11 protein-coding genes are annotated in these 25,804 nt (G+C 56.5%); 1 reads left to right on the top strand and 10 read right to left on the bottom strand.

The genetic code is table 11. The features are described 5' to 3' along the window. Positions 1-68 precede the first annotated feature (68 nt). The 7 genes from K239x_RS15755 to K239x_RS15725 all read right to left on the bottom strand — a co-directional run bounded on the left by K239x_RS15755 (position 69) and on the right by K239x_RS15725 (position 21,136). Positions 69-587, bottom strand: coding sequence for a hypothetical protein (locus tag K239x_RS15755; protein ID WP_145419203.1), 519 nt, complete (start codon positions 585-587; stop codon positions 69-71). Positions 588-618: 31 nt separating this feature from the next. After that, positions 619-1,950, bottom strand: coding sequence for an arylsulfatase (locus tag K239x_RS15750; RefSeq protein WP_419189015.1), 1,332 nt, complete (start codon positions 1,948-1,950; stop codon positions 619-621). A 76-nt stretch (positions 1,951-2,026) separates the two neighbouring features. Continuing rightward, a complete protein-coding gene (locus tag K239x_RS15745) occupies positions 2,027-5,683 on the bottom strand; it encodes a carboxypeptidase regulatory-like domain-containing protein (RefSeq protein WP_145419201.1) in 3,657 nt (1,218 codons plus the stop codon). Between the two features lie 45 nt (positions 5,684-5,728). Continuing rightward, complete coding sequence (locus K239x_RS15740) at positions 5,729-7,834, bottom strand: carboxypeptidase-like regulatory domain-containing protein (protein ID WP_145419200.1); 2,106 nt, start codon at positions 7,832-7,834, stop codon at positions 5,729-5,731. Between the two features lie 68 nt (positions 7,835-7,902). Further along, the gene (locus K239x_RS15735; protein WP_419189014.1) at positions 7,903-11,526 is read right to left on the bottom strand and encodes a carboxypeptidase regulatory-like domain-containing protein; all 3,624 of its coding nucleotides are present in this window, start codon (positions 11,524-11,526) and stop codon (positions 7,903-7,905) included. 166 nt (positions 11,527-11,692) lie between these two features. After that, positions 11,693-13,156, bottom strand: coding sequence for a sulfatase (locus K239x_RS15730; RefSeq protein ID WP_419189013.1), 1,464 nt, complete (start codon positions 13,154-13,156; stop codon positions 11,693-11,695). 198 nt (positions 13,157-13,354) lie between these two features. Continuing rightward, on the bottom strand, positions 13,355-21,136 hold the full coding sequence (locus tag K239x_RS15725; RefSeq protein WP_419189012.1) for a beta strand repeat-containing protein: 7,782 nt from the start codon (positions 21,134-21,136) through the stop codon (positions 13,355-13,357). Between the two features lie 411 nt (positions 21,137-21,547). On the opposite strand from K239x_RS15725, the gene K239x_RS15720 reads away from it, so the two are divergent. Next, on the top strand, positions 21,548-22,159 hold the full coding sequence (locus K239x_RS15720; protein ID WP_145419197.1) for a sigma-70 family RNA polymerase sigma factor: 612 nt from the start codon (positions 21,548-21,550) through the stop codon (positions 22,157-22,159). A gap of 288 nt (positions 22,160-22,447) precedes the next feature. Here the strand turns inward: K239x_RS15720 and K239x_RS15715 are convergent, their stop codons facing one another. The 3 genes from K239x_RS15715 to K239x_RS15705 all read right to left on the bottom strand — a co-directional run bounded on the left by K239x_RS15715 (position 22,448) and on the right by K239x_RS15705 (position 25,637). Beyond that, positions 22,448-23,410, bottom strand: coding sequence for a ParB/RepB/Spo0J family partition protein (locus K239x_RS15715; protein ID WP_145419196.1), 963 nt, complete (start codon positions 23,408-23,410; stop codon positions 22,448-22,450). Then, entirely contained in the window at positions 23,403-24,149 is a 747-nt protein-coding gene (locus K239x_RS15710) for a ParA family protein (RefSeq protein ID WP_419189011.1), read from the bottom strand. Before K239x_RS15710 ends, K239x_RS15715 begins: the two co-directional genes overlap by 8 nt. Before the next feature lie 1,005 nt (positions 24,150-25,154). Further along, complete coding sequence (locus K239x_RS15705; RefSeq protein WP_145419194.1) at positions 25,155-25,637, bottom strand: transposase; 483 nt, start codon at positions 25,635-25,637, stop codon at positions 25,155-25,157. Positions 25,638-25,804 lie beyond the last annotated feature (167 nt).

Raw genomic sequence — 25,804 nt, 5'->3', positions numbered from 1 at the left:
GACCAAGCACTTTTGGTAACCCGAAGCGTGGGCAAGGTGAGCACTCTCCACCTGGTACACGCTTCGGGTTACTTTTGTTTTGTGCCTGGCGCATTCTTCCGGACGTGCTCCAGGGTCAAATCCAGCCGCTGACGCAGGTTCTGCATTTGGTCAGCACTCAGGCTCTGGCCGACCAGACTTGCGATGTGCAGGGCCGCGATGATCAACACGCCGATCGGCGCGATGATCAGCGCCCACGGTCGATCTCCCATAAACCATTGCACGTACGCCCAGATCAGCGATCCAAAGATGCACGTGCTCATCACGGCGTAGATCGCCATGAACATGGTCCAGATCTCAGGGCGCGGCGAGAATCGACAGTATAAGTGCGATCCGGAATCCGACTCGCTGATTTGCACCGACAAATGTGGCGACCAAAAACGACGTTCGGACCGATCGACTTTCAGATCGATGCAGTTGCCCGCTGATTCAGCCAATCCCTGCAACTGCGGTGTATTGATGGCCTCGCGAACTTCGGCGATCACGTCGACCGGTTTTTGCGATAGATCCAACGTAAACGTCGGTTGCATTTTCAACAGTCGAGTCATATCCGCTCTCGTCACACCGCCGTAGGTCAGTTTATCGCAGTCGATCTTTTTCCACGGCATCGCTCCACTGCTGGATCTGCTGAAGCATCTGCGTAAATCGTTCCGCGTTGTCGGCGGAAACATCTTTGGTTTCGCCGGGATCACTGCTTAGATCATAGAGTACCGCCGGCAGCGACGAGTCCTTTGGGTTGGACTTTCGATTGACGTACGGTCGTACCAATTTCCAACGGCCATCTCGCATCGCGGCATTGTGCGTAAAATTCGGTCGTCCACGATTCCATTGCCAAAACCGCACACTCTCGAATTCTGCGGTTTTGTCTTGCAGCACCGACCGAAAACTATGCCCATCGATCGGTAGCTTTGATTGATGCGCGATGCCGCACAGATCTAGCACCGTGGGCATCACGTCGACGAACTGAACCATCGACGCACGTTCGCCGGGCGAAAGTCGTTGTGGCCAACGCACAAACATCGGGACGCGAATGCCACCTTCGTAGATTTGGTACTTCATTCCGCGATGGTCGGCATTGAATCGTTCGCCAGTGACCGGATCGGGGCCATTGTCGCTGGCAAAAACTACGATGGTGTTGTCGGCCAATTGCAGTCGATCCAATTCGTCCAGCAGTTCACCGATCCCGCGGTCCATAATTTCGATCATCGCGTAGATCGTCGCCGTGGATTCGTTCAGCCCAGCGTCGGTGTAGGACTTGACCAAATCCGCTGGTGCTTCGAGCGGCCGATGCGGCGCGTAGTGTGCCAAGTGCAGAAAGAACGGTCGGTCGTGGTGCCGTTGTACAAACTGGATCGCACGACGCGACAGATCATCGGTCAAGTAGTCGCCGGTAACTTGCTGCGTCACGCCATTTTGTGCCAGCGGATAGCGAAAGTACGACAATTCCTGCGACCCGGTGAACCCCTCGAATTCGTCAAAGCCGCGATCGTTGGGGAGAAAGCCGTCGCCAGTGCCGCAGTGCCATTTTCCGACCAATCCCGTGCGGTAACCGTTGGCTCTCATCGCGTCGGCAAGAGTGACTTCGTCCTGCTTTATGCGTGTCAACTTTGGATACTTGTTCATGTTCAGCGTGACGACGCCGGTGCGATGTGGGTAGCGACCGGTCAGCAGAGCGGCTCGAGCGGGCGCACACACACATGACGCACTGTAAGCGTTTTGCATGCGAACGCTCTCTGTCGCTAATCGATCCAAATTCGGCGTGCGACTTTGCCCACCGTTGGCCGACGCCAGATCCCCCAGCCCCATGTCATCCGCCAATATCAAAATGACGTTGGGTCTGTCGGCGTTGGCGGCGTGCTGCGAAGAAGCACAGCTCAGCGAAAAAAGAGCCACGAAAAGCAAACGAATCATGCGATTTCCAGAATCTTGATGGAGCATTCCTAACAAGCGACCGGTGTCCTACGCCGCCGCAAGGACGCTCACGACGTCAGTCCTTGAAATGACGTTGCAGTGTAAACGTGAACGATTTGTCATCGTCGCAAAACAGAGTGTAGCGACCGTTGCCGTCTCGATGGCAGTTTGGTTCGACATTGACGACCTTGTACGTAGGCACGGACAAGAGAATCGATACTACTTCGGTCGGAACGCCATTGAACCGCACGGTCGATGCAAATCTCTCTGGGATCAAGACCGAGCCTTGTGTGGGCAACGAAGGACGGGTCAAGGTGCAGTACGATTTTGCCGGAATGGGCCGGCGGTCTTCGGTTATGAAACGCAAAGCCAATTTGTGGCCGGCTTCGGTTTGAACGTCGCCATAGTCTGCCAACTCGCCAGCCTGGGACGTTCGGACGATCGTCTTTGGCAGAGCAGCAAGGGGGCTCTTTCCCGCAGCAGTCCACACCGTGAATTCGGTTTCGGGAGTCAAATGATCCCACCCAAAGAAACCTTGTTGATCGGTCGTCGATGTCAAGGCTTGGCGAACATTTCTAAGCGAATGATCCAACGGCGTTAGTTGGACAGGAACCCCCTCGACCGGACGACCATCATGCATCAGTCGACCGCCGATGCTGGAACCGGCAGTTAAGACGATGGCTTGTTTTGGCGCACTCGACAGCAGGCAGTTTGCGACGGTTGATGCGTATCCAGGGCACTGGACCAGTAGCTGCGTGCTGCGAACGGGCATGCGGAATTGCAACGAGAAATGTCCGTCTTTGTCGGTGACCGTCGCCGATGTATTCTGAGCGACACGCTGTTGGATGGGGATATTCATCAGCGTCACCAACGGCGCTTTCGCTTTCGCTGTCGCACCGGCAATCGGCTTGCCGTCCACGTCGACCACTCGCGCGGAGAAAGACGTTTTGGGATCGAGATCGGGTGTTGCAGAGAGGTTAAAGCCCAGATTGTCGTCACGCGGATCAACGTCACGGAACAAGTGTCCCTGGTGGCCGCTAGCACCAATCGCCACATCAAACATGCATTCCGACCGAACATTTTTGATCCGGAAATGACCTTGTGCGTCTGTCAACGCTTGTTTTCCCTTACCGGGAAAAGCCAGATCACTTAGCGAGAAGATTCCGTTCTTGCCTAGTGCTGCCCGTGAGATTGCGGCATGAACCCGAACAACGGCGCCGGCGACCGGCCGATCCTCTTCGTCCAGCACTCGGCCGGTCAACTCTGATTGTTCGTTGTCATCGACTATCCGTTCATGCTGCATCGTAATGACCTGAACAGGTTTCAGCTCCGGCACCGGATGCAAGATTCGACGGTCCATCGCGATTTGGACGTCATCGTCTCCGACAGTCGCTTCGATGCTTGCTGCCCATCTCGGAGACTGCGGGTTCTTGGGCTCCACTTGCACGATCAGTTGCGCTTCACCGTCTCTCAGTCCCGTCAAGACAAATCTGCCTTGCACATCGGTCCGTGCGTTTACCCCGGTTTGCAACCGAGTCGGTACCGAGTGCACCCGAGCGCCGGACAACGGTGCTCCGCTGAAATCAACGACCGTTCCTTGGATGGTGCCGTTTGCCGGCCTGGCCTGATCGGGAGAAATGAATTCGATGTCATTGAAATGATAGTGGTGTTCATCGAGTGGAGTGGACCTGTATGCCAATTTGCGGCGCCAGCTACCTGGGTCATCCGTGGAAATCGAATACCGCTCATCCGGAGCAACTTCAAACTGGTAATTCCCGTCACGGTCTGTCGTCGTGATGCCCATTTCTTGGTATTGCGTCATCCCACGAAATGTTGCTGCTCCCTTGTTGTTATGGCGGCGTAGTCTCACGTTGACGTTGTGCGCCGGTTTGCCATCCTTCAGGACGCGTCCGGTGAGTAGCCATCCCTGCTTCATTTTGACTGGGATGCGTTCGCGATCATCGCGGGACATCGTGCTATGCCCGTGAAAAGAGGCTCCCTCAATTTTTGCCTGAACACGGATCACCCCCAATTTCCAGTCATCGCGATTGGGCAACATTCGGCACGTGCCGTCTTTGCCGGTGGTTTCGATCGGTGCGAGAGATCGTTCGCCGCCGAATTGATGATTCTCGTATTGTCGCTGGTAGTACGCGTGCACTATTGCGTTGGCGACCGGTTTTTCGTCCGGATCCAAGACAAGGACTTGGATCGATGGCAAAGCATTGACGCTGAAATCGGCTAGGTCGAACTGGGTTTTTCCCGTGACGTCGATGTCGCGGACCAGAGGCGAAGCGTTCAACGGATCGTTGGCAGATTGCAATTTGGACCAGTCAAACGGCGGCACCGCGTATCCAGCGATCGGACCGCCAACCCCAATACGAAGTCTGCCGATCGGCGAGACGATCCGATAAACCCCCTTGGAATTCGTCCTTGTCATCGCCATGGGGGGCGTATAGCCGAGGCCGGTGAGGGCTGCGGCGACGCGGATGCCAGGCACCCCTTGGCCTGTTTGTTTGCAAATCACTTTGCCGGTCAATTCGCAGCCACGCTTCAGAACAATCGTTTGTGGCCGGCCTGCCAACAAATCAGACGTCGAAAAGTAGCTGGCCTGATGAATGTACGGCTCGCTGGGCACCGATGCTAAAAAAGACACTTCCGCGTCGGCGTGTGATGCTGACCGGGAGTACTTTGACATCGAGAGTTTGGCGATCGGCCATTGAAACTGCCCATCGCTGTCAGTTTTCGCAGTCATCACGGTGCTCTGTTTTTGCACGTGAGCCCCGGCAATCGGCTGCCCGCTTTCATCGACAACACGTCCTCGAACGATGATTTGCTCCAACGCCGATAGAGTGCACGGACTTCTGACCAGCGGCGCCGTGCTGGGCTGGACACTCGCTGAATCATCGCTGAGAACAGGACTAATCTGAGGGTTGTTCGTAAGTCGGTAGTAGCCGAACGTATGCACGGGGTGGCTGACGGAAACATTGAACGCTAGTTGATCGGGCGTGGACGGGAATCGAAATTTGCCATTCGCGTCGGTTCGTTGAGACAGTTGCAGCGAGCTTGCGTTAGCGTCGAAATAGTCGTCCGAGGGCAGCAGGTTCTGCACGGGGTTTAGTTGGTCCAGTGTGCCAAGCCGGACGAGTGCGTCGGCGACAGGCTGGCCATCGGTGGATAGCAGCGTGCCTTCAATCGGCACGGAGCGACGCAGTTCCACGTCGATCTGCTTGGTGATCTCCTCGTGACCGTTGTAGGCTTTCTTGATGTGCTTCCATCCGAAATCGCCGTCGGAGCTGGCAGCGGCGACCCACCAATTCCACCGCTGCCACCGCGTTTGGTGCTGCTTCGTCATCATGGGTGCGGCAGCCTGTCTAAATTCATAGCGTCCTTCTTGGTCAGTTCGTGTTCTGGCAAAGACATCTTTCACAATGTGATCATTACGAGATTCGATTGTCACCAAGGTGTTATCCGCGCTGATGCGCTGCGTGCTACTTTCACGCAAAACCACGACCGCATCGGGTACGGGCGTTCCGGCTGAATCAACGACCTGGCCGCTAAGATTAAAAACAAGTCCCGCGGGATCACCGTCCGCCAACGTGACCGTCTGTAAAAGCGAAAAGTAGTTGTCGCTGACAGGCGCAGTTGGTGCATCTTGAGCAAACGTCGCTCGCATTGCCAGCAACTGCAAGCACATCAGCAACACAATGCCGAATCGAAAACGTCTCTTCTTCATGACTTCCTCCGGCGCGTGATGGTTTAATCGCTAACTTCGATGCATTCATTGACCGGCGGTCGTAAACACGATGTCGTCGAAGCGGTGTTCGCGTTCATTGTCGTCATGGCGGGACAGTTTCCACGAACGACTGGTTTTTTGGTTCGATGGGTTGGTGGCGGTCACCGAATAGACCGCGTTTGGTGCGACCGTGAACGAGTACTCGCCGTCTTTGTCGGTCGATGACGCATCAAGGTGTTTGGACATGAACATCCCAGCTGCCTTGCCGGTGCCGTTGTCCATCCGTCGCATTAATACGACGTTGACATTGCGAGCCGGTCGTCCGTTCGATAGGACGCGGCCGGTGAGCTTCCATCCTGGTCGAAGCGTGACCTTGGCGCGATCATTTCTCGCGTTGTCGACGATCGATTGTCCGTACCAGCGTTCTCCGTCGATGTCGGCTTCGGCACGCACAATGGCCTTGTTCCACGATCCCGCTGACGGGAGCAAGCGACACATCCCGTTCTTGTCCGAGACGCCGGGAGCAGAAAGCGTGCGTTCGGCGCCAAAGTTCATCTTGGCCCCCTGTGCCTGCTGGTAAAACGATTTGATCTCCGCTCCCGATACCGGACGATCGTCTTGGTCGACGACTTTGACGCGGATGCTTGGCATCGCATCGACAACAAACTCCTTGAGCACCAGCGTCTTTTTGCCGGCCAAGTTGACTTGCCGCACGAAGTCCGATTCTTGATCCACAGCCCGTGGCGTCTGGCGGTGTGGCAGAGCGAATCCGGAAACCGGGCCGTTGATACCAATCGAGACCTTGTCCAATGGAGCGATGATTTTGAATTCACCCTGTTCGTCGGTGCTCCCCATCAACAGCGCATGATTGTCGATGGCACCTACCAGATTGATTGCTACCCCGACACCTGCAATCGGTTTGCCGGTCTGTCGGCAGATGACTCGCCCGGTCACTTCACAGCCGGCATGAAGCACGACTTTGACTTCCTCGTCCGCGATCACATCCGCGATTGACACAAAAGTCGCATCGCGGATGTACTTGCCCGCGGCGGACGTCGGCGAGAACCGGAGCAACTCATTTTCTGCGGAATATCGGAGCGACACTTCATTGGTCGTCCACTCAAAGCGTCCTTGGTCGTCGGTCGTGACGACCGTCGAAGTGTTTGCCATGCGAACTTGCGATCCCGCGATCGATTGGCCGGATTCATCGACAACGTGGCCGCGAACGATTTTCGGCGGAATCGGTCGGATGGTGGCGGGGCTGGTGATCAGTGGACCAAGACGAACCCCACTCGCATCAACGAACTTTTCCGGTAATTCGCTCTGTACATCAGCGCTGGTGATTCGATAGCCGCTGAAAGCATGGCCGGCTTTTCGGATAAACAATTGAATCGCCAAGTTTTCAGGCACGGCTGGGAACCGAAATTGGCCGTTCTGATCGCTTCGCTGATACAAATTAAACGAACTGCCATTGCCGTCGAACCGGTCTTGTGATGGCAGATACCGTTTCCCGGGAACAATGCGATCGATCGAGTTGAGTGACACCAGTGCACCGTCAATCGGTTTGCCGTCCGCTGCAACAATCCTGCCGGTGATCGGTTTGGATCGTCGCAACGTGACATCGATCTCTTTGGTGATACCAATTGGGCCAGGGTAGGACTTTTTAATCTGCTGCCACCCGAAATCGCCCGCTGGGCTGCTGGCCGCGACGGACCAGTTCCATGAATCGTGAAACCGAGTCCCCAGCTTTGGGGCGGCGACGGCTTGGAATTCGTACTTGCCCTCGTCATCCGTCGTCGTCCGGGCGAACATATCGTCGACCATGTAGATTTTGTCGTCGCCGATCGTTCGGTTGAAAGAATTTGGCTTACGCATCGATGACGAAAGCCGATACGTGCTCCCTTCACAAAGCACCACGACGGCTTGAGAAACCGGTTCGCCATCGGCATCGCGGACCGTGCCATTGATCGTGAATACAACGTCGCCAGGATCTTCCGCGGCCAACGTCGCTGATTGCATTCGCTGGTAATAGGTCGCAGACAGCAAGTCCGACGCTGGTTGAGTTGCAGTGTCTTGGGCAAAGCACGCTGGTCGCAAAACCGGGGTCAGACAAACCAGTGCGGACACGATCACAAGAGAACGGCGTTTCAAGATGATTTCCTTCGGCTAGTCGGCACCAATTTCAGTATTCGATTGGGATTTGCTCGAGTTTGAGCGATTTAGGGCGAAGCGACGGGCCGCAGCGTAAACGTGATGGACTGGTCGTGGTCGGAGTACAGCGCGTAGCGACGGTTGAGATCCAACTGGCATTCGGGTTCGACGTTGACTACTTCATAGTCAGGCACGCGCACATAGACTCTGATGATATCGGTCGGCACCGCATTAAAACGCACGGTCGCGGCGAATCGTTGCGGCAGTGATTTTCGGCTCGAGCTCCACGCTTTGCTTCGTGACAGGTAGCAGTAAGCACGCGGTGGAATCGGTTTGCGGTCTTCGGTAACGAACCGCAAGGCGACTCGGTGGCCTTTTTGGGCGGGGACTTCACCCAAATCGGTCAACGAATTTGACAGCGATGACGTGACTAGTGTCACCGGCAAAGTTGCCGCGTTGTCCTGGTCGATGAGGGAGTAGATCGCAAATTCCGTCGCGGCAGTCAGGTGATTCCAACCGAAATGCCCGTTCTCATCAGTCGTCGTTGACATGGGTGTCACGATGTTACCGATGCTACGTTGTGATTGAACCAACCCCAACTTCACGCCCGCTGCAGGTTTGCCATCAAAGACCAACCGTCCTGCCAAGCTGCTGCCATGGGACAACTGGATATCCTGCAGCGGCTTTCCTGGTAAAGCAGAGGTGTTGGCAAACGATGCATAACCGCCCGCGCTGATTTTCAGAGTCATCCGGCGAATCGGGGTCGCCGCCCGCACTACGAATTTCCCTTCCTGGTCGGTGACGGTTGCCGAAGTGATGTCGGCATCGGGTTTTCGCGAACGGCCATCCATGAAGACGACCCGGCTGACTTCGATGGTCGCACCCGGGATTCCTTTGCCATGTTTATCGATGATACGAGCGGCGACGGCATGTCGGGGCGGGGTTGCTGGCAGCTTTGCCAAATTCACGTTGGGTGGGGGTTGTTTGGGATCCAGATCGCGAATCTGGTTTCCCAAGTATCCCGTCGCGCCGACTGCCAATTCGTACAAAGAATCCGCTGACACGTTACGGATTTGAAAGTTCCCTTTTGCGTCCGTGATCGCCAGTTTTCCGCATTCAAACGATGATGGCGAACTTTCGATTTGCCCGGCGATTTCGTCACCCATCGGGCGCCGTTTCACCGCGTTAATACGAACGACCGCTCCGGCAATAGGCTGGTCGTCCTGGTCAAGGACTTTTCCAGCCAGTGACCCGTCACCTACATCGCCTCCAAACGGCACCTGATCGATGTTCACGAATTGCTTGGCTTCCAGAGTGGGAATCGTGTAATTCAGTCGACGGTCCATGCGAATTGCCAAATCGTTGGAACCGGCATTGGCGTTCACGAAAGTGGAATTCAACGTTTGGCTTTCCTCGCTACCGCGTACATACACGTGCAATCGCGCCTGGCCAGCGGCCAGCCCTTTGAGCTCAAATCTGCCTTGGGCGTCCGACGTGGTGGAAGTTCTGGTCCGCGTTGTCGACGAGATTTGCGCATCGGCGATGGGGTTTCCATCAAAGTCGACGACGCGGCCGCGGATCGTTCTATGCGGACCACTGGATTGACCAGGCGAAGAAAGTGCGATTTCGCCAAATCGGTACTCGTGGTCGCTGGTTTGGTCCATGGCCGACGAACCCGATCGACCGCTTGAATTGCTGGGGCCAGTCACCGAAACCGAGTAAGTTTCGTCAGGGGCAGCGACAAACGCGTACTCGCCGTTTCGATCGGTAATCGTACGGTCGGTGTACCTGGAAGTAATCGCCACCATCGAATTCAATCCGTTGTCGATCCGGCGCATCAGCGCGACATTGATGCCTTCGGCGGGCTTGTTGTCGATCAAGACGCGGCCGCTTAGCTTCCAAGCGTTCTTGAGTTGGATTGTGAGCGGATCCCCGCTGGGCGCTCGATCTTTGGATGCGGCTAGATGTTTCGATCCAAACCAGACTGCTCCATTGATTTTGGCACGCACCCTGATGTTGGCGGCATCCCACGTTTTGACCGTCGGCAAGAGCCGCGAGTGACCCTCCCGGTCGGTTAGGACGGGGCTGGCAAGGTCGCGTTCGACCGACAAACGATTTCGACTGCCCTGCCGCACTTGGTAAAACGCCGTGACCGAAGCATGTTCTACGGGCTGTTCTGTTTCGTCGACGATCACCACGTCGATCGATGGGAGAGCGTCGACGACAAAATCGTCCAGCACGAGCGCTTCCTTGCCCGTCAAATCGATATGCCTGACCAACTCCGATTCGATCTTCAGCCCATCACGATAATCCAAACGCGGCAAACTAAATCCGGGCACGGACCCGCTGACGCCCACGGCCATCGGTCTGCGTTGTACAACCAAATCGAACTTGCCTTCGTGATCCGTTCGCGCGGCGGCCAAATTCAAGACATCGCTCGCACCGACAAAATTGGCCGTCACGGTGGCTCCTTGGACTGGTTCACTGCGTTGCCGCGAAACCACTTTTCCCGTGACCCGACAACCGCTCTGCAGCACGATTGTCCGCTCTTTACCAGCCAACAATTCGACGACCGGGATATTGACCCCCAAGCGGACAAAGTCGGAATCCGGAACTCTCGCAAAGAATCCTGCCTCGGCATCCGCGGGGGATTTTGAGCGGCTCGTCCGCATCAACGATTCTTCGGTCGTCGGCCAAGCAAACCGGCCTTTCGCATCGGTCAACGTGTATGCCGAACTGCCGTCAGAACGAAACTGCACGCCGGCGATCGGCGCCCCCGATTCGTCCACGATTTTGCCACGCACCATAATACGCGGGATCGCCTGCATGACTTCCGACTTGCCCGACGCGACGTGATTCAATTTGAACTGATGGTTCGGATGTCGGACATGGACCGTCGCTACCTGATCGACCGGAACCTTGGGAAACAGAAATGTCCCGTCCGCTCCTGTCTTGCAGAACAACTGCAGCGAACTAGCGTTGCCATCAAAATCCATCAACGACCGTCGATACGGTGCGTCCGAGTCAGGGGTATTGAGCGAACTGAGGCAGACGACCGCTCCAGCAACAGGCTGGCCATCGACCGCCAGCGCCGTTCCCGAAATCGGCTGAGATGCTTTCAACCGTACGCCGGCATCCAGCTTGATGGTTTCGGGGCCTTGGTAGCCTGTTTTGATTCTTCGCCAGCCAAAATCGCCGTCGGAGTTGCAGGCGGCGACCGACCAATTCCAAGATTTCGCATAGTGCTGCGTCACGGCAGGTGCAGCGACGTTTGTAAATGCGTAGCGGCCGTCGGCGTCAGAAGTCGTCCGAGCGAAGACGTCATTGACCATGTAATTGTCCAAGTACGTCTCGATGGGCCGCGGCCTGCTCATCGAACTGATCCGATACGTACTGCCTTCGCAAAGCACCACGGTCGCATTGGGCACCGGTTGGCCGTCTGCGTCCTGAATGATCCCACGGACGGTAAAGACAACTCCGTCGGGATCGCCCTCTGCCAATGTGGCGGCCTGCATTCGCAGAGGATACGTCGCGCCGGTTTGAGTAGCTGCGTTCCGAGCAGATGTGTTCTGGACGCCTACGCTTTGATCCGCCGTTTTGTCTTGCGCGAACAACGCTACCGGTGCGGCGACAATTAAGTACGCCACTGCGGCCAAGGAAACTACGCACGAAACACGCTTTGGAATATTCAACACGTTTGCCTCTTACGATTGAATGGTCAGCCGGTCGCGATCAAAAGCAAATCGCACCGCCCGCAATGTACCGGAGGCCAATTGCCGGAACAACTTTTTGCAAGCGAGAAATAGTGAGCCCGCCACGACGCAAGTCGAAATGGCAAAGCAAGCAACCTGCCAGTCGCTAGTTCGCTCGACGTGCGTTCATCTTTTGAAGTGTCGATGCCAGTCTTTGACGCATCAACGCGGCCGTGGTGGGCGCCGACTGGCTCAAGTCGGTTTGTTCGCCTTGGTCGTCTTTCAAGTTGTACAGCTCGATGCGGTCGTCTTCTGCGAAATGAAGCAGTTTGTAATCTCCGAATCGCAGCGCAGATTGTGGCCGCGTTTGGCTGACCGCAAAGTCATTGATGCCGATCGAGCCTTGAGCTTTAGAGAACGTCGTCTCCGGATGATAGTAAGGAAAGTGCCAGATCAAATTGCGGTCAAAGTGATGGTTGCCCAACGGAAAAACTGGCAGCAGGCTTTGCCCATCCAGATTGTCCGCTCGAGCAACGACATCGCTACCCGCCGCATCGGCAAAGGTCGGCAGCAAGTCATATCCGATCACCGCGGTATCACTGACCGAACGTTCGGCGATCCGGTTGGGCCAGCGACAAATCATCGGCACTCGAATACCGCCTTCGTACAGATTCCATTTGGATCCTCGCAGCGGAGCTTGTCCGCAAAATTCCGGATGCCCGCCATTGTCGGACATGAACACGACCAGGGTGTTGTTTTTTAATCCAGCGTCGTCGATCGCGCTGATGACGGTGCCGACGTGATGATCCAATGTTTCGACGAACGCGGCGTACTCCAGACGCTTGTTGCGATTGGGCGAATCCGCGGGGATTTTGTGTTTGTATTGATCTACCAACCAGCGGCATCGATTTTTGACGGGGGTGTGAACATAGAACGACGACATCATCAGAAAGAATGGTCGATCGTGTGGACCACGAATGTAATCGGCTGTGCGTTGGACCATCGTATCGGTGGGGAATTCGCCCGATGCCAGATTGGCCGGTTTGCGCTTGGGATGCTGCCACGCGTAAGGATGATCGCCGTAATCTTCCGTCGCGATGTCAAACCCTTGAGCATGCGGACCGAACTTGGGGTGCCAACCCAGATAGCGTTGGTGATGCTGGCTGACGTGCCATTTGCCAAAGAACGCGGTTTGGTAGCCCAGGGGCGTCAGCGTTTCGGCGATCGTCGTCTCCGCAAGCGGCAGATTCAACGTCAGCGGCGGCGCTGTCAGACGTTGTGGCGTATCCAGTTTTTGAAGGCCCGGTTCGTCTTTGGTCACAAACTCAAATCCCAGTCGCGCAACTGCTTTGCCGGACAAGATGCTGGCTCGCGATGCCGAACAAATGGGGGCCGGTGAATACGCTTGGGTGAAACGCATCCCGCTGGCCGCCAACGCATCGATTTGAGGCGTGCGATGCCAAGCGTGCCCGTAACAGCCCAAGTCGGCCCAGCCTAGGTCGTCGACCAGGATGAGCACAATGTTCGGCTGAAGCAATTCTTCGGCGCGACAGTGGCTTGGTTGGATCAAGTAGCTGATTGTGTACGCAATGAAGCAGGCCAGTAGTCCAGGTCGTTGGCGAAGTAACACAGGCGCAAATCCATCGAGCGAGAGCAAATGGGAAACACGTAGTGTAGCGGCCTAGCTGTCAGACGACTTGTAGCCTAGATCGAGTGGCCCACGAAAAGACACCGCAGTGAAAAACGAGTGGCGAACAAAAAGACGAGCGGCCGAATTGAATCCGGCCACTCGCTGTTGCAAGCTTGTTTCGTGTCCTTCGCTGGACGGTTAGAACAACAAGTCTTCGCTGAGCAACGCGGCTTCATCGTCGTCGTCCGCATCGGCAAAAACGGCGTCGATCAGCGATGCCACGTGAGCGGCTTCCGCCTGCGCACTTCCGTGACCGTGTTCAGCCAACCAATTGATGACTTCCAGGGCATCGGCCGGAGTCACCGCACCGTCGCCGTTGACGTCTTCCAACATCGTTCCCGATTGGGCGGCTGCCGATTCACCGTTGGCTGCGTTTTCACTCAGTTCATTTAAGACGACCAGAATGTCTTGCGGACTGATTTGACCGTCAGCACTGGTGTCCAAATTGGACCTGGCTCCCGTGGAACTGTTGGTTGCTGGTGCATCGTCCACGACCACGCCGCCAATCATCACCGCCGCCGAAAACTCGGACGTGTTGCCCATCGCATCCGTCGCGGTTGCCGAAATGTAGTCGCCCGGTGAAAGGTCACCCACCAGTTCATCGGCAATGACTCGAGTAATCGGGTTGCCAGCATCGCTGGTGACATAGTCGAGCGACGTGATGAACTGAGATCCTTGGCCAAACGCATCGGATTTGTAGATCTCAATGGTCAAATCGTAATCCGAATTGGCCACGTCGGAGGGCACCGCAAATACGACTCGTAATCCACCGGCGACGAACTCAGAAGAATCAAATTCCGGGTGATTTTGACCGCGATTGGGAATTTCGTCTGCGTCACCGACGTCATTGGCTGTCGGCGCGCCGTTGGTTAGTGCGATGCCGACGTTGGCGTTGTTAATGAACGCGTTCTGCGTGATGACGTTGCTGTTGCCAGAGCTGGCGATGAAACTAACTCCGGTGCCGTTGTTGGCGATCAAGTTGTCAGGACCAATCGTGTTGGTCGCGGCGTCTTTGACAAGCTGGATGCCCGTCGTCATTCCCAAATCGGTTGCGCCCGACGCGTCCGTGCCAATTGCATTGCTTGAAACCGTGTTGCCCGTGGCACTGGCTCCGCTCAAGACCACCCCGCGTGTGGAACCGGCAATGACGTTGCCATTGAGGGTGTTGTCAGGTGCGGCCAAGAGCACCGCAAAGGTACCGTTGCCGATCACCGCGGATCCATCGGCGTTGGTGCCGATCAAGTTCGATGTGATCAGGTTGCCGGTCGATCCTGCCCCTGCGACAGCGACGCCCGTGCGGACGTTGCCAGCGACTTGGTTGTCTGCGATCAACGAATCCACGGCGTCCTTGATCAGGAAAACTCCCGAAGCCTGGTTGGGCACGGCCGAGTTGCCGGTCACATCGGTACCGATTCGATTGCCGATCACTTGCGTGTCCGTGGTGCCCGCCAGAGCGACCCCGGAACCTTTGTTGCCGGAAATCACGTTGCCATATCCGGGAGCCAAATCACCAATGACCGTGCCGGAACTGTTCAGCACGTAGATGCCGTAGGAAAGGTTGCCCAGTGCCAGCGTGCCGTCTTGGTTGGTGCCGATCAAGTTGCCGTAGATTTCGTTGTCGGCCGCGCCGGCACCTGACAAGATGATTCCTTGGCGTTTGTTGGCCGAGATCAAGTTGCCTTCGCCGGCCGTGCTGTCACCACCGATCAAGTTGCCGGCAGAGCGGACCACCACGCCATAGCTAAGGTTGGTCACGGACTGTTCGCCGCTGGCATCGGTACCAATCCGGTTGCCTTGCAACGTGGTTCCGTCCGAGCCGGTCGTAAGCACGACGCCCGCACCTGTGTTACCAGAAACCGTGTTGCCATGACCTGGTTGTCCAATCACGTTGCCAGGGCTGGTGACCAAGATGCCGGCACCGTCGTTGCCTGCGGAGGGGCCCCCAGTGACATTGGTGCCGACGAAGTTGTTGATCAGCAAGTTGGTGGTCGAACTGCCGGCAATGTAAACGCCGCTGCGTGTGTTGCCGCTGATGACATTGCCATCAAGTGTATTGTCAGACGATCCGCTGAGCTGGATGCCGAATCGGTTGCCAGCAGCATTGCCATCGGTGTCCACCCCGATCCAGTTGCCCTGAATCGTGTGCTCACCGCCGCCAACTGCCAAGATTCCGTCGCCGCCAAATCCAGAGATGGAGAGACCCATCACAGTCGATCCCACGGCGTCCGCGGTCAGTGTCAAACCAGCCACGATGCCCGTCAGTCCACTGCCCACGATCCCAATCGAATCGGGATCGGAATCACCCAAGATGGCAACTGTGTTTTCAACTTGTGGCAGAGCCGAGGTCAAGACGATGTCGTGAGGTCCTGATTCATCGATGTCGAACAGAATCGTGACATCTTCGATTTCCAAGTTCGCCAGTTCAATGGCTTCTCGCAGTGACCCAGCGCCGTTGTCGTCGGTATTGATCACTACAAATTGCGGCGTGACGTCGATCAGGTCAACGATGACTTGGTCAGTCACCGCAAACTCACCATCAGTGACACTCACGATCAGTGTGAACGACTCGACAGTTTCAAAATCCAGCTGAGACGAATCGGCGACGGTGATCACGCCATTGCTGTCGATGCCGAAGGCTCCACTTTCGTTACCCGAATCGATGGCCCAAGTCAGCGTATCGCCGTCGGGATCGTCCGCGATCAATGTGTCGAAGACCACGGTCGTGTCGGGAGTGTTTTCGTCAATCGAAACGGTGTCGCCACCGGCAAGCGTTGGCGACTCGTTCAGGTCACTCAAGTTGATCGTGACAGTATCGGTGGCCGAAAGTTCGCCACCATCGGTCACGCTGATTTCTAGCGTAAAGGATTCGACGGTTTCAAAATCCAGCTGAGACGAATCGGCAACGGTGATCACACCATTGCTGTCGATCGCAAAGGCTCCGCTGTCGTCGCCCGGGGCGATGGCCCAAGTCAGTTCATCCCCGTCGGGATCATCCGCGATCAACGCGTCGAAGACCACGGTCGCGTCGGGGGTGTTTTCGTCGATCGTGACCTCACCACCACCGCCAAGCGTTGGCGATTCGTTCAGATCATTCAGGTTGATGGTGACAGTGTCGGTGGCTGAGAATTCGCTGCCATCGGTCACGCTGATTGCTAGCGTAAAGGATTCGGCTGATTCAAAATCCAACTGAGACGAGTCGGCGACAGTGATCACACCGTTGCTGTCGATCGCAAACGCTCCGCTGTCGTTGCCCGAATCGATGGCCCAATTCAGCGTATCGCCGTCGGGATCGTCCGCGATCAATGCGTCGAAGACTACGGTCGTGTCGGGAGTGTTTTCGTCAATCGAAACGGTGTCGCCACCGGCAAGCATTGGCGATTCGTTCAGGTCACTCAAGTTGATCGTGACAGTATCGGTTGCCGAAAGTTCGCCACTATCGGTCACGCTGATTTCTAGCGTAAAGGATTCGACGGTTTCAAAGTCCAGCTGAGACGAATCGGCGACGGTGATCACGCCATTGCTGTCGATCGCAAAGGCTCCGCTTTCGTTTCCCGAATCGATGGCCCAAGTCAATGTGTCGCCGTCGGGATCGTCCGCGACTAGGGCGTCGAAGACCACGGTCGCGTCGGGAGTGTTTTCGTCAATCGTGACCTCACCACCACCGCTAAGCGTTGGCGATTCGTTCAGATCATTCAGGTTGATGGTGACAGTGTCGGTGGCTGAGAATTCGCTGCCATCGGTCACGCTAGTTTCTAGCGTAAAGGATTCGACGGTTTCAAAATCCAGCTGAGACGAATCGGCGACGGTGATCACGCCATTGCTGTCGATCGCAAAAGCTCCACTTTCGTTGCCCGAATCGATGGCCCAAGTCAATGTGTCACCGTCAGGATCGTCCGCGACCAGAGCATCGAAGACCACGGTCGTGTTGGGAGTGTTTTCGTCGATCGAAACGGTGTCGCCACCGGCAAGCGTTGGCGACTCGTTTAGATCACTTACGTTGATCGTGACAGTATCGGTGGCCGAAAGTTCGCCGCCATCAGTCACGCTGATTTCTAGCGTAAAGGATTCGACGGTTTCAAAATCCAGCTGAGACGAGTCGGCGACGGTGATTACGCCATTGCTGTCGATCGCAAACGCTCCGCTGTCATCGCCCGAATCGATGGCCCAAGTCAATGTGTCGCCGTCGGGATCGTCCGCGACTAGGGCGTCGAAGACCACGGTCGCGTCTGGGGTGTTTTCATCGATTGAGACAGTGTCGCCGCCGGCTAGCGTCGGTGATTCGTTCAAGTCATTCAGGTTAATGGTGACGGTGTCGGTGGCCGAAAGTTCGCCACCATCGGTCACGCCGATTACTAGCGTAATGGATTCGACGGTTTCAAAATCCAGCTGAGACGAATCGGCGACGGTGATCACGCCATTGCTGTCGATCGCGAAGGCTCCGCTTTCGTTGCCCGAATCGATGGTCCAAATCAATGTGTCGCCGTCGGGATCGTCCGCGACTAGGGCGTCGAAGACCACGGTCGCGTCTGGGGTGTTTTCATCGATTGAGACAGTGTCGCCGCCGGCTAGCGTCGGTGATTCGTTCAAGTCATTCAGGTTAATGGTGACGGTGTCGGTGGCCGAAAGTTCGCCACCATCGGTCACGCCGATTACTAGCGTAAAGGATTCGACGGTTTCAAAGTCCAGCTGTGATGAATCGGCGACGGTGATCACGCCATTGCTGTCGATGGCGAAGGCTCCGCTTTCGTTGCCCGAATCGATGGCCCAAGTCAGCGTATTGCCGTCAGGATCGGCCGCGCTCAGCGCGTCAAAGACTACGGTGTCATCCGCCGTGTTTTCGTCGATTGCGACCGTACCACCACCCGAGACTGTGGGCGACTCGTTGAGATCGTTCAGGTTGATGGTGACGGTGTTCGTCGCAGTCGCGTCACCGTCCGTCACGCTGACGACGAGCGAAAACGAAGGCGCGGATTCGAAGTCCAGTTGGGACGAGTCAGCCACTGTGATCACGCCATTGCTATCGATGGCGAAGGCACCACTGTCGTTACCAGAATCAATCGCCCATTCCAACGTCTCTCCCGCGTCGACGTCCGTGGCAACTAGTCCGTCAAATGCGATCGCGTCGTTTGCTGCGTTTTCATCCAGCGAAACGGTCGTGCCGCCCGAGAGAACGGGGGCATCATTTTCGCCCGTGACCGAAACGGTCAAAACACTGCTGCTTGAAGCTCCTTCGGTGTCTTCGATCGTGTAGTCAATCAAAACGGTGGCGACATCACCCGAATCGAGGTAGTCGTAGAAAGTGCTCGGGTCATAAAAGACCAGCGAGTTGGTCAGTGCGACGGCAAAGCCGTCGCCGCTAGCAATTGAAGCGGACGTAACCATGAAGTCAGATGGTCCGGTGCCGTCATCCACGTCTGTATCGTTCGCCACCACTGCGCTGGTCGTCGGAATGTTCTCCGCCGTGACCGTTGAATCGGGATTCGCCACCGGAGCATCGTTGGTCCCAGTGATCGTGATCACCACCATTTTCGTGGCCGTCGCGGTTTCGGATGAGCTGCCATCGTCCACAGTGATCTCGTAGGTCAGCTCTAGCTCTTGGCCCTGGGCCAAGTGGTCGAAAGATTCTCCACCGCTGTCAAACGTCCAAATGACGTCACCCGTTGTTGCTGTATCGCTAATTACATTTGCGGTGTTGAGGGTCAACATCCCCGCACCCAAACCCGTTGGCTCCAGGCTGACGGCGGCCGTGACCGTATCGCTCAAGTCCACGTCTTTGACGTTCAACGTGCGCGATGCTGTGGTCAGGGCGTCTTCGACCAGATCGGCTTCTAGTTCGTCGGCTGAAGCGACGAGGATTGTTGGAGCATCATTTGCTCCGGTGATGGTGACGGTGACCGTTTCGGTGACGGCTGCGGGAGTGGGCGCACTGTCATCGGTGACAGTGATTTCGTAGGTCAACTCTAGCTCTTGGCCCTGGGCCAAGTGGTCGAAAGATTCTCCACCGCTGTCAAACGTCCAAGTGACGTCACCCGTTGTTGCGGTATCGCCAATTACATTCGCGGTGTTGAGGGTCAACATCCCCGCACCCAAACCCGTTGGCTCGGCGCTGACGGTGGCCGTGACCGTATCGCTCACGTCAACGTCTTCGACATTCAGCGTGCCCGATGCGGTGGTCAGGGCGTCTTCGACCAGATCGGCTTCTAGTTCGTCGGCTAATGCAACGAGGATTGTTGGAGCGTCATTTGCTCCCGTGATGGTGACGGTGACCGTTTCGGTGACGGCTGCGGGAGTGGGCGCACTGTCATCGGTGACAGTGATTTCGTAGGTCAACTCTAGCTCTTGGCCCCGGGCCAAGTGGTCGAAAGTTTCTCCACCGCTGTCAAACGTCCAAGTGACGTCACCCGTTGTTGCGGTATCGCTAATTACATTCGCGGTGTCGAGGGTCAACATTCCCGCACCCAAACCCGTTGGCTCCAGGCTGACGGCGGCCGTGACCGTATCGCTCACGTCAACGTCTTCGACATTCAGCGTGCCCGATGCTGTGGTCAGGGCGTCTTCGACCAGATCGGCTTCTAGTTCGTCGGCTGAAGCGACGAGGATTGTTGGAGCATCATTTGCTCCGGTGATGGTGACGGTGACCGTTTCGGTGACGGCTGCGGGAGTGGGCGCACTGTCATCGGTGACAGTGATTTCGTAGGTCAACTCTAGCTCTTGGCCCTGGGCCAAGTGGTCGAAAGATTCTCCACCGCTGTCAAACGTCCAAATGACGTCACCCGTTGTTGCGGTATCGCTAATTACATTCGCGGTGTCGAGGGTCAACATCCCCGCACCCAAACCCGTTGGCTCGGCGCTGACGGTGGCCGTGACCGTATCGCTCAAGTCCACGTCTTCGACGTTCAGCGTGCCCGATGCGGTGGTCAGGGCGTCTTCGACCAGATCGGCTTCTAGTTGGTCGGCTGATGCTGTGGAAATCGTTGGCGCGTCGTTTGTCCCATAGATCGTTACGCTGACCGTTGCACTTGTTCCGTCGACACTTGCCACCTCAAACGCATCGGTGTATGCCTCGCCTGCGGCCAACTCATCGAACGGATCATTCGCTACAAATCCCCAGACGCCCGTGTCTGAAAACGAAAACGTGCCGTAACCGTTCGTGCCGTTTACATCCGTTTGGGGGATAAATTGGTTGTCAATGTTGTCGACATCGGAGCTGGTCAAGCTTCCGCCCAGCGTCAGCGGGCCGGTTGTCTCGTTGCCTTCATCGGATAAGTCACCGGCGATCGTGGCGTCGTCGTTTACGCCCGCAATTTGGATCGTCACGTCGAAGCTTTGACCCAGATTATTGGTGTAGCTGACGATTTCGTTGACCGCATCTTCATCGTTTAGAAACTGATAGTTGCCGGCGGGATCGAATGTCGTTTCGCCAGCGGAGTTGATGGTGACAATGCCGCCAAGCGGTAGCGTGACGGCAGTGCCAACTAGGCTGGTCGAATCTTCTACATGGGTGACCGATATCGCAGCGGGATCGTCATTCTCAAGGACACTCACGATTCCGGGCGTCGATGAGCTGTCCTCAGTCACAACTGGGCCGAAACTGTCGCCGGCCAGTAGCTGGCGCGCTTCCAAGCCTTCGCCGAAGAGCCGCCGACGGGTGACGTCTTGGCGGACAGGTTCGCCTTGGAAGGGAGCGGATACGAATTTGATCAGGGCGGCTAAGCCCAAGCCCAAGCGTGTGAGCCACGCGCCGCGGAAGGAATCTCGGTAACGCTCGATTCGTTGCTGTTGCCTCATCAACCAAGTTGCTTTGCATTTTTCTTGCTTGGCGCAGCGATGAATCGCCTGTTGCTGTTGTTCTTTGGCGCGCTGTGAATTCTGCTGGGCACTTCGGCATTGACGGCGGAATTTCTGGGATCCAGTTGACATATTGATCATTCGCTCAGGAGGGGCAATTTAGGTAGTCGAGGCCCGTCGGTTCCCAGCCAATAAAATTTGGGGGGTGTGCGATACAGGACCTCCTACTCTGATAGGGGCGTCAGGTATCCGGAATCGTGACGCAGGTTTACAGGAAATATTCTGCCGTTGGTCGTTTGGCCGCAAACTCTCAAAAACCAGCGAATTAGAGGCATCCACTGGTTGCGTCGCAAAAACCTTGCACCCCAAAATGCTTGCTTCGATCCGTTCAGCGGCCTCGCAAAGGAATCTTGCGGAAGGGAACGCTAAGATGCTTGCGTCTGAAATGAGAATCGCTACCATTGCCGGAAGCGGGGCACTCCTGCGGCGGTGCGACAGGCCCCCGATGGGTGCTCAAGTTGGTTCTCCTGAAATTTGCTCACGATGCGACTCTCCACTCCTGAATCAGACAGCAGCGAATGTCTTCTGCCGATTTCGGCGTGCAGCCCAAGCGCGTTGGCTGGGAGGTTTCGACCTAACTTTTTTCAGATCACTGATTTCCTGAACCAGCTGGCTCGCCAGGAGTTTCCGGCCGATCTGACGCGGCGAAGTGATGCGTCGGATCTTTTGCAACAGTCATTGTTGGACGCTTTTCAGGGGCTACCAAATTTCTCGGGAACGACCGAGGCGGAGCTTCGAAGTTGGCTCCGCCGGATCCTTCAACGCAACCTGATTGATTTGCGTCGGCACGCCACGGCGGCCAAACGCGATGTTGCTCGCGAGGTGCCGTTGGGCCAAAACGATGACCATCATCCGAGTTTGATTGATGGCTGCTGCAGTGCCAGCGGAAACCTAGCACGACAAGAATCAAAATTGCAGCTTCGGAAAGCCGTTCGGTCGCTTTGTCAGCGGCGGCAGTTACTGATCCGTTTGAGATACAGCGATGGTTTGAGCTTTGCCATGATTGCTAACAAGATGGGGACTACGCCGGATGCAGCGCGTCAGCTTTGGCGTCGAACCATTCACGAACTTCGGCAGCAAATTCAGACCAACTAACTAGCCGTGACGCTCAGCTTTCCGACTCAGTTTCAAAAAGTCAGTCGCACTGTGAAACTCAGGTCGCTGTTAAACTTTAGCGATTAGGAGGACCGGCAGTCGCAGCCCTTCAAGCGTTGAATTTAGGGTTCGACTCTCGATTAGAAGTTGGCCGCGGTGCCATCTGGACGCGGTAGTTGGATACCGCGTCGCGATCTTTTCGTAGCAGAACAGCGCATGCGATTCTGCTTGGACGCCAACGAGATGGCCGAGGTGGAGTCACCTGGCCAACCTTTTTAGCTGACGTTTTTAGCCAGCGACGCGGAGCGGTGCTGGGCGTGCGGCGTCGGACAGCGTCTCACGTAGTCGATCAAATTCATCGGGATCGCTGAAGTGAATCGTAATCTTGCCGCGGCCACGAGCGGAGCTTTTTATCTCGACTTTGGTGCCGAAGATCATTCGCATCTCTTGCTGCATCGCTTCGATTTGTGGCGAGATCTGACGACGTTTTTGACGTGTCGCGTTGACGATCTTTTTGCCCGTCTCGGAGTCCTCTTCGGACTTCAACATCTCGGCGACCAAGCTCTCGGTCGCGCGGACGCTTAAGTTTTCGGTCATGATCTTCTTGGCTGTATTGATCTGAATCTCTTCGTCGCCCAGCGGCAAGAGGGCGCGGGCGTGTCCCGCACTGACGTCGCCTGAGGTCAACCAATCCAGGATGGTTTGAGGCAATTCGAGCAGTCGCATCAGGTTGGCGATCGTCGACCGATTGATGCTCAAACGCCGTGCAAGATCGTCTTGCTTGCATTGGTGTTCGCTGATGTAGCGTTTGAAGGAAAGGGCTTTTTCGATCGGGTTGAGATCTTTGCGTTGCAAGTTTTCGATGATGGCCAGTTCGGCCACCAAGCGGTCGTCGGCTTCGCGAACTTCCGCACGGATCGTTTTCAGACCCGCATGGATGGTCGCTCGCAGACGGCGTTCGCCGCTTATCAGTTGGTAGCGACCGTCAACGATGCGAACCATGATCGGCTGCAGCTGTTGATGGTTTTTGATCGATTCAGCCAGCGAAGCGATTTCTTCTTGGCTGAATTCACGACGTGGTTGGAAGGGATTGTTTTCGATCTGGTCGACGCGCAATTCCAGAGCTTGGATGCCGGAACGCTCGGGCGAATCCTCAGGCAACGGATTGCCTTCGTCATCCAACGGTGTACCCAAGAGTGCGGCCAGGCCTTTGCCTAGACGTCGGTCTTTTGTCGAAGTAGTACTAGTCACGCTGGAGCACCTCCATGCACAGCTGGGTGTAGGCGTACGCACCGCGTGATCGCGGAGCGTACTGAAAAACGCTTTGGCCGTGGCTGGGTGCTTCGCTGAGCGAAACGTCCCGAGGCACGACGGAATCAAATACGATGTCGCCAAAGAAGTCTCGTACTTCCTCGTCAACTTCGCGTGTCAGTTCTAACGTGGGATCGTACATGGTCAGTAGGATCCCGCCGAAGGTCAGCCGGCCGTCGGTGGCCACGATGACTTTCTTGATGGTTTGAATCAGCTGCGTCAGGCCTTCCATGGCGAAGTACTCGCACTGGATTGGCATCAGGACTTCGGTGCTGGCGGTCAGAGCGGTTTGCGTTAACGCACCGACGCTGGGTGGGCAGTCGATCAGGACGAAATCGTATTCGTCGATGACTTCGTCCAAGTGAGTTCGGATCTGCTGGGACTCTTCGTCGCCCGGGCTGGCCATCTTGTCGACGTCGTGAAAGGTGCGGCTGCCTGGTAGGAGCGAAAGATGCTCGATGTCCGTGTCGACGATGTTTTCGTTCAGGTTGCTGTTGCTGATCAGGGCGTGGCCGACGGTGGGTTCACAGCCCAACGAAGTGGTGGCGTTGCACTGTGGATCCATATCCAACAGCAACGCTCGCTGGCCGGAGAGGGCCAGGGCAGCAGAGAGATTGACGGCGGTGGTTGTTTTGCCAACGCCTCCCTTCTGATTCACCACGCAGAGGATCCTTCCCACAGTGTTTGTTTCCATTAAAGGAACAGCTCAATTGCCGCTCGGCGGGAGTTCCGTTCCCAGCCAGGGCGACAATACGAGATATGTTTCCGGTGAAACAAGACTGGTTTCACAAGAAACTGGGCGTTGAGAGGGGGTTTGCGAAGCGAGGGGAGATGGGAAGGGAGTTCGCATGGGATTGGCCCTGTTAGCCGTTGGCGGTTGCTACGGGCATTTGGTTGGTGTGGGAAGCCGTGTGGCGGCTGGTGGATGTTGGATGGGACGCGCAGTTGATTGTGGTTGCGGGATGTTTTGGGATGTTTGGTGGGTGCCCGTGGCTAGCGTCAGCGGCTGATGTGCTGGGTGATGGGCGGGCGTGGTTTTGGTGTGCACGAATTGCGTGTCGCCGTTGCGAGAGAATGGGGTTTGTTCTGTTAGCCGCTAACGCTAGCCACGGGCATTTGTCTGGAATGGGAATCCGCGTGGCGGCTGGGGGATGTTGGATGGGACGCGCAGTTGATTGTGGTTGCGGGCCGTTTTGGGATGTTTGGTGGGTGCCCGTGGCTAGCGCCAGCGGCTGATGTGCTGGCTGATGGGCGGGCGTGGTTTTGGTGTTCTCGAATTGGGCTTGGCCGTTGCGGGGGAATGGGATTGGTTCTGTTAGCCGCTGGCGCTAGCCACGGGCATTTGTCTGGAATGGGAATCCGCGTGGCGGCTGGGGGATGTTGGATGGGACGCGCAGTTGATTGTGGTTGCGGGCCGTTTTGGGATGTTTGGTGGGTGCCCGTGGCTAGCGCCAGCGGCTGATGGGCTGGCTGATGGGCGGGCGTGGTTTTGGTGTTCTCGAATTGGGCTTGGCCGTTGCGGGGGAATGGGATTGGTTCTGTTAGCCGCTGGCGCTAGCCACGGGCATTTGTCTGGAATGGGAATGCGCGTGGCGACTGGGGGATGTTGGATGGAGCGCGCAGTTGATGGTGGGTGCGGGCCGTTTTGGGGTGCTGGATAAGTGCCCGTGGCTAGCGCCAGCGGCTAACTGGGATACTCGATGCCTTTTTGGTCTTGGGCTTCGGTGACGTAGAGGATGGCCGATTCGATTTGGTCGTCGGTATTCAGGACTTTGGTGTCGCCGCCGGTGGACCAGGTTTTAGGCACGTGCAGCGGCGTCCGCTGTTGCCGTAATGCTCGTGTGCAATTGGCCTTCAGTTGGTTGCGAGTGGTGCTGGGTTCGCGATCCGAGATCACGACGACATGAACGTGATTCGACCGAGCGTTGGCGGCGAGTAACGTCCAGCCTCGAAATTCGCAGTGCTGTTGGCAGGCAAGCTGGACGGTGGTTCGATCGTCGTCGGAGAGTCGAACGGCTTCGTGCGCCATGTGATCTTGCGACCATTGCTCTAGAGCAGGCCGAGGTTGTTGAGGGCCGGATTGACGTTTGCGCCAGCCTCGTGAGTCACCCGGAAGGAAGGTGCCGTACGTCGTCCAAGTGATGAAGTAGACATGCGTGGTCGTCATCGAAGTGCCCTCAAGAGTTGGGCAAAATTATATCGGACTCGTTAGCCGCTGGCGCTAGCCACGGGCATTTATCGGGTTTGGGAGTCCGCGTGGCGGCAAGGGAAAACGTTAGTTGAGCCGAGGCGTTGATGGCGTATCTTGGGCTGGTTCGGGTTGCTGGATTGGTG

Source organism: Stieleria marina (genome assembly GCA_007741555.1).
In the GTDB taxonomy this organism is placed as follows: Bacteria; Planctomycetota; Planctomycetia; order Pirellulales; family Pirellulaceae; genus K23-9.
Note: the sequence above shows the minus strand (reverse complement) of the source record. Positions and strands in the feature narration are given on the sequence as shown.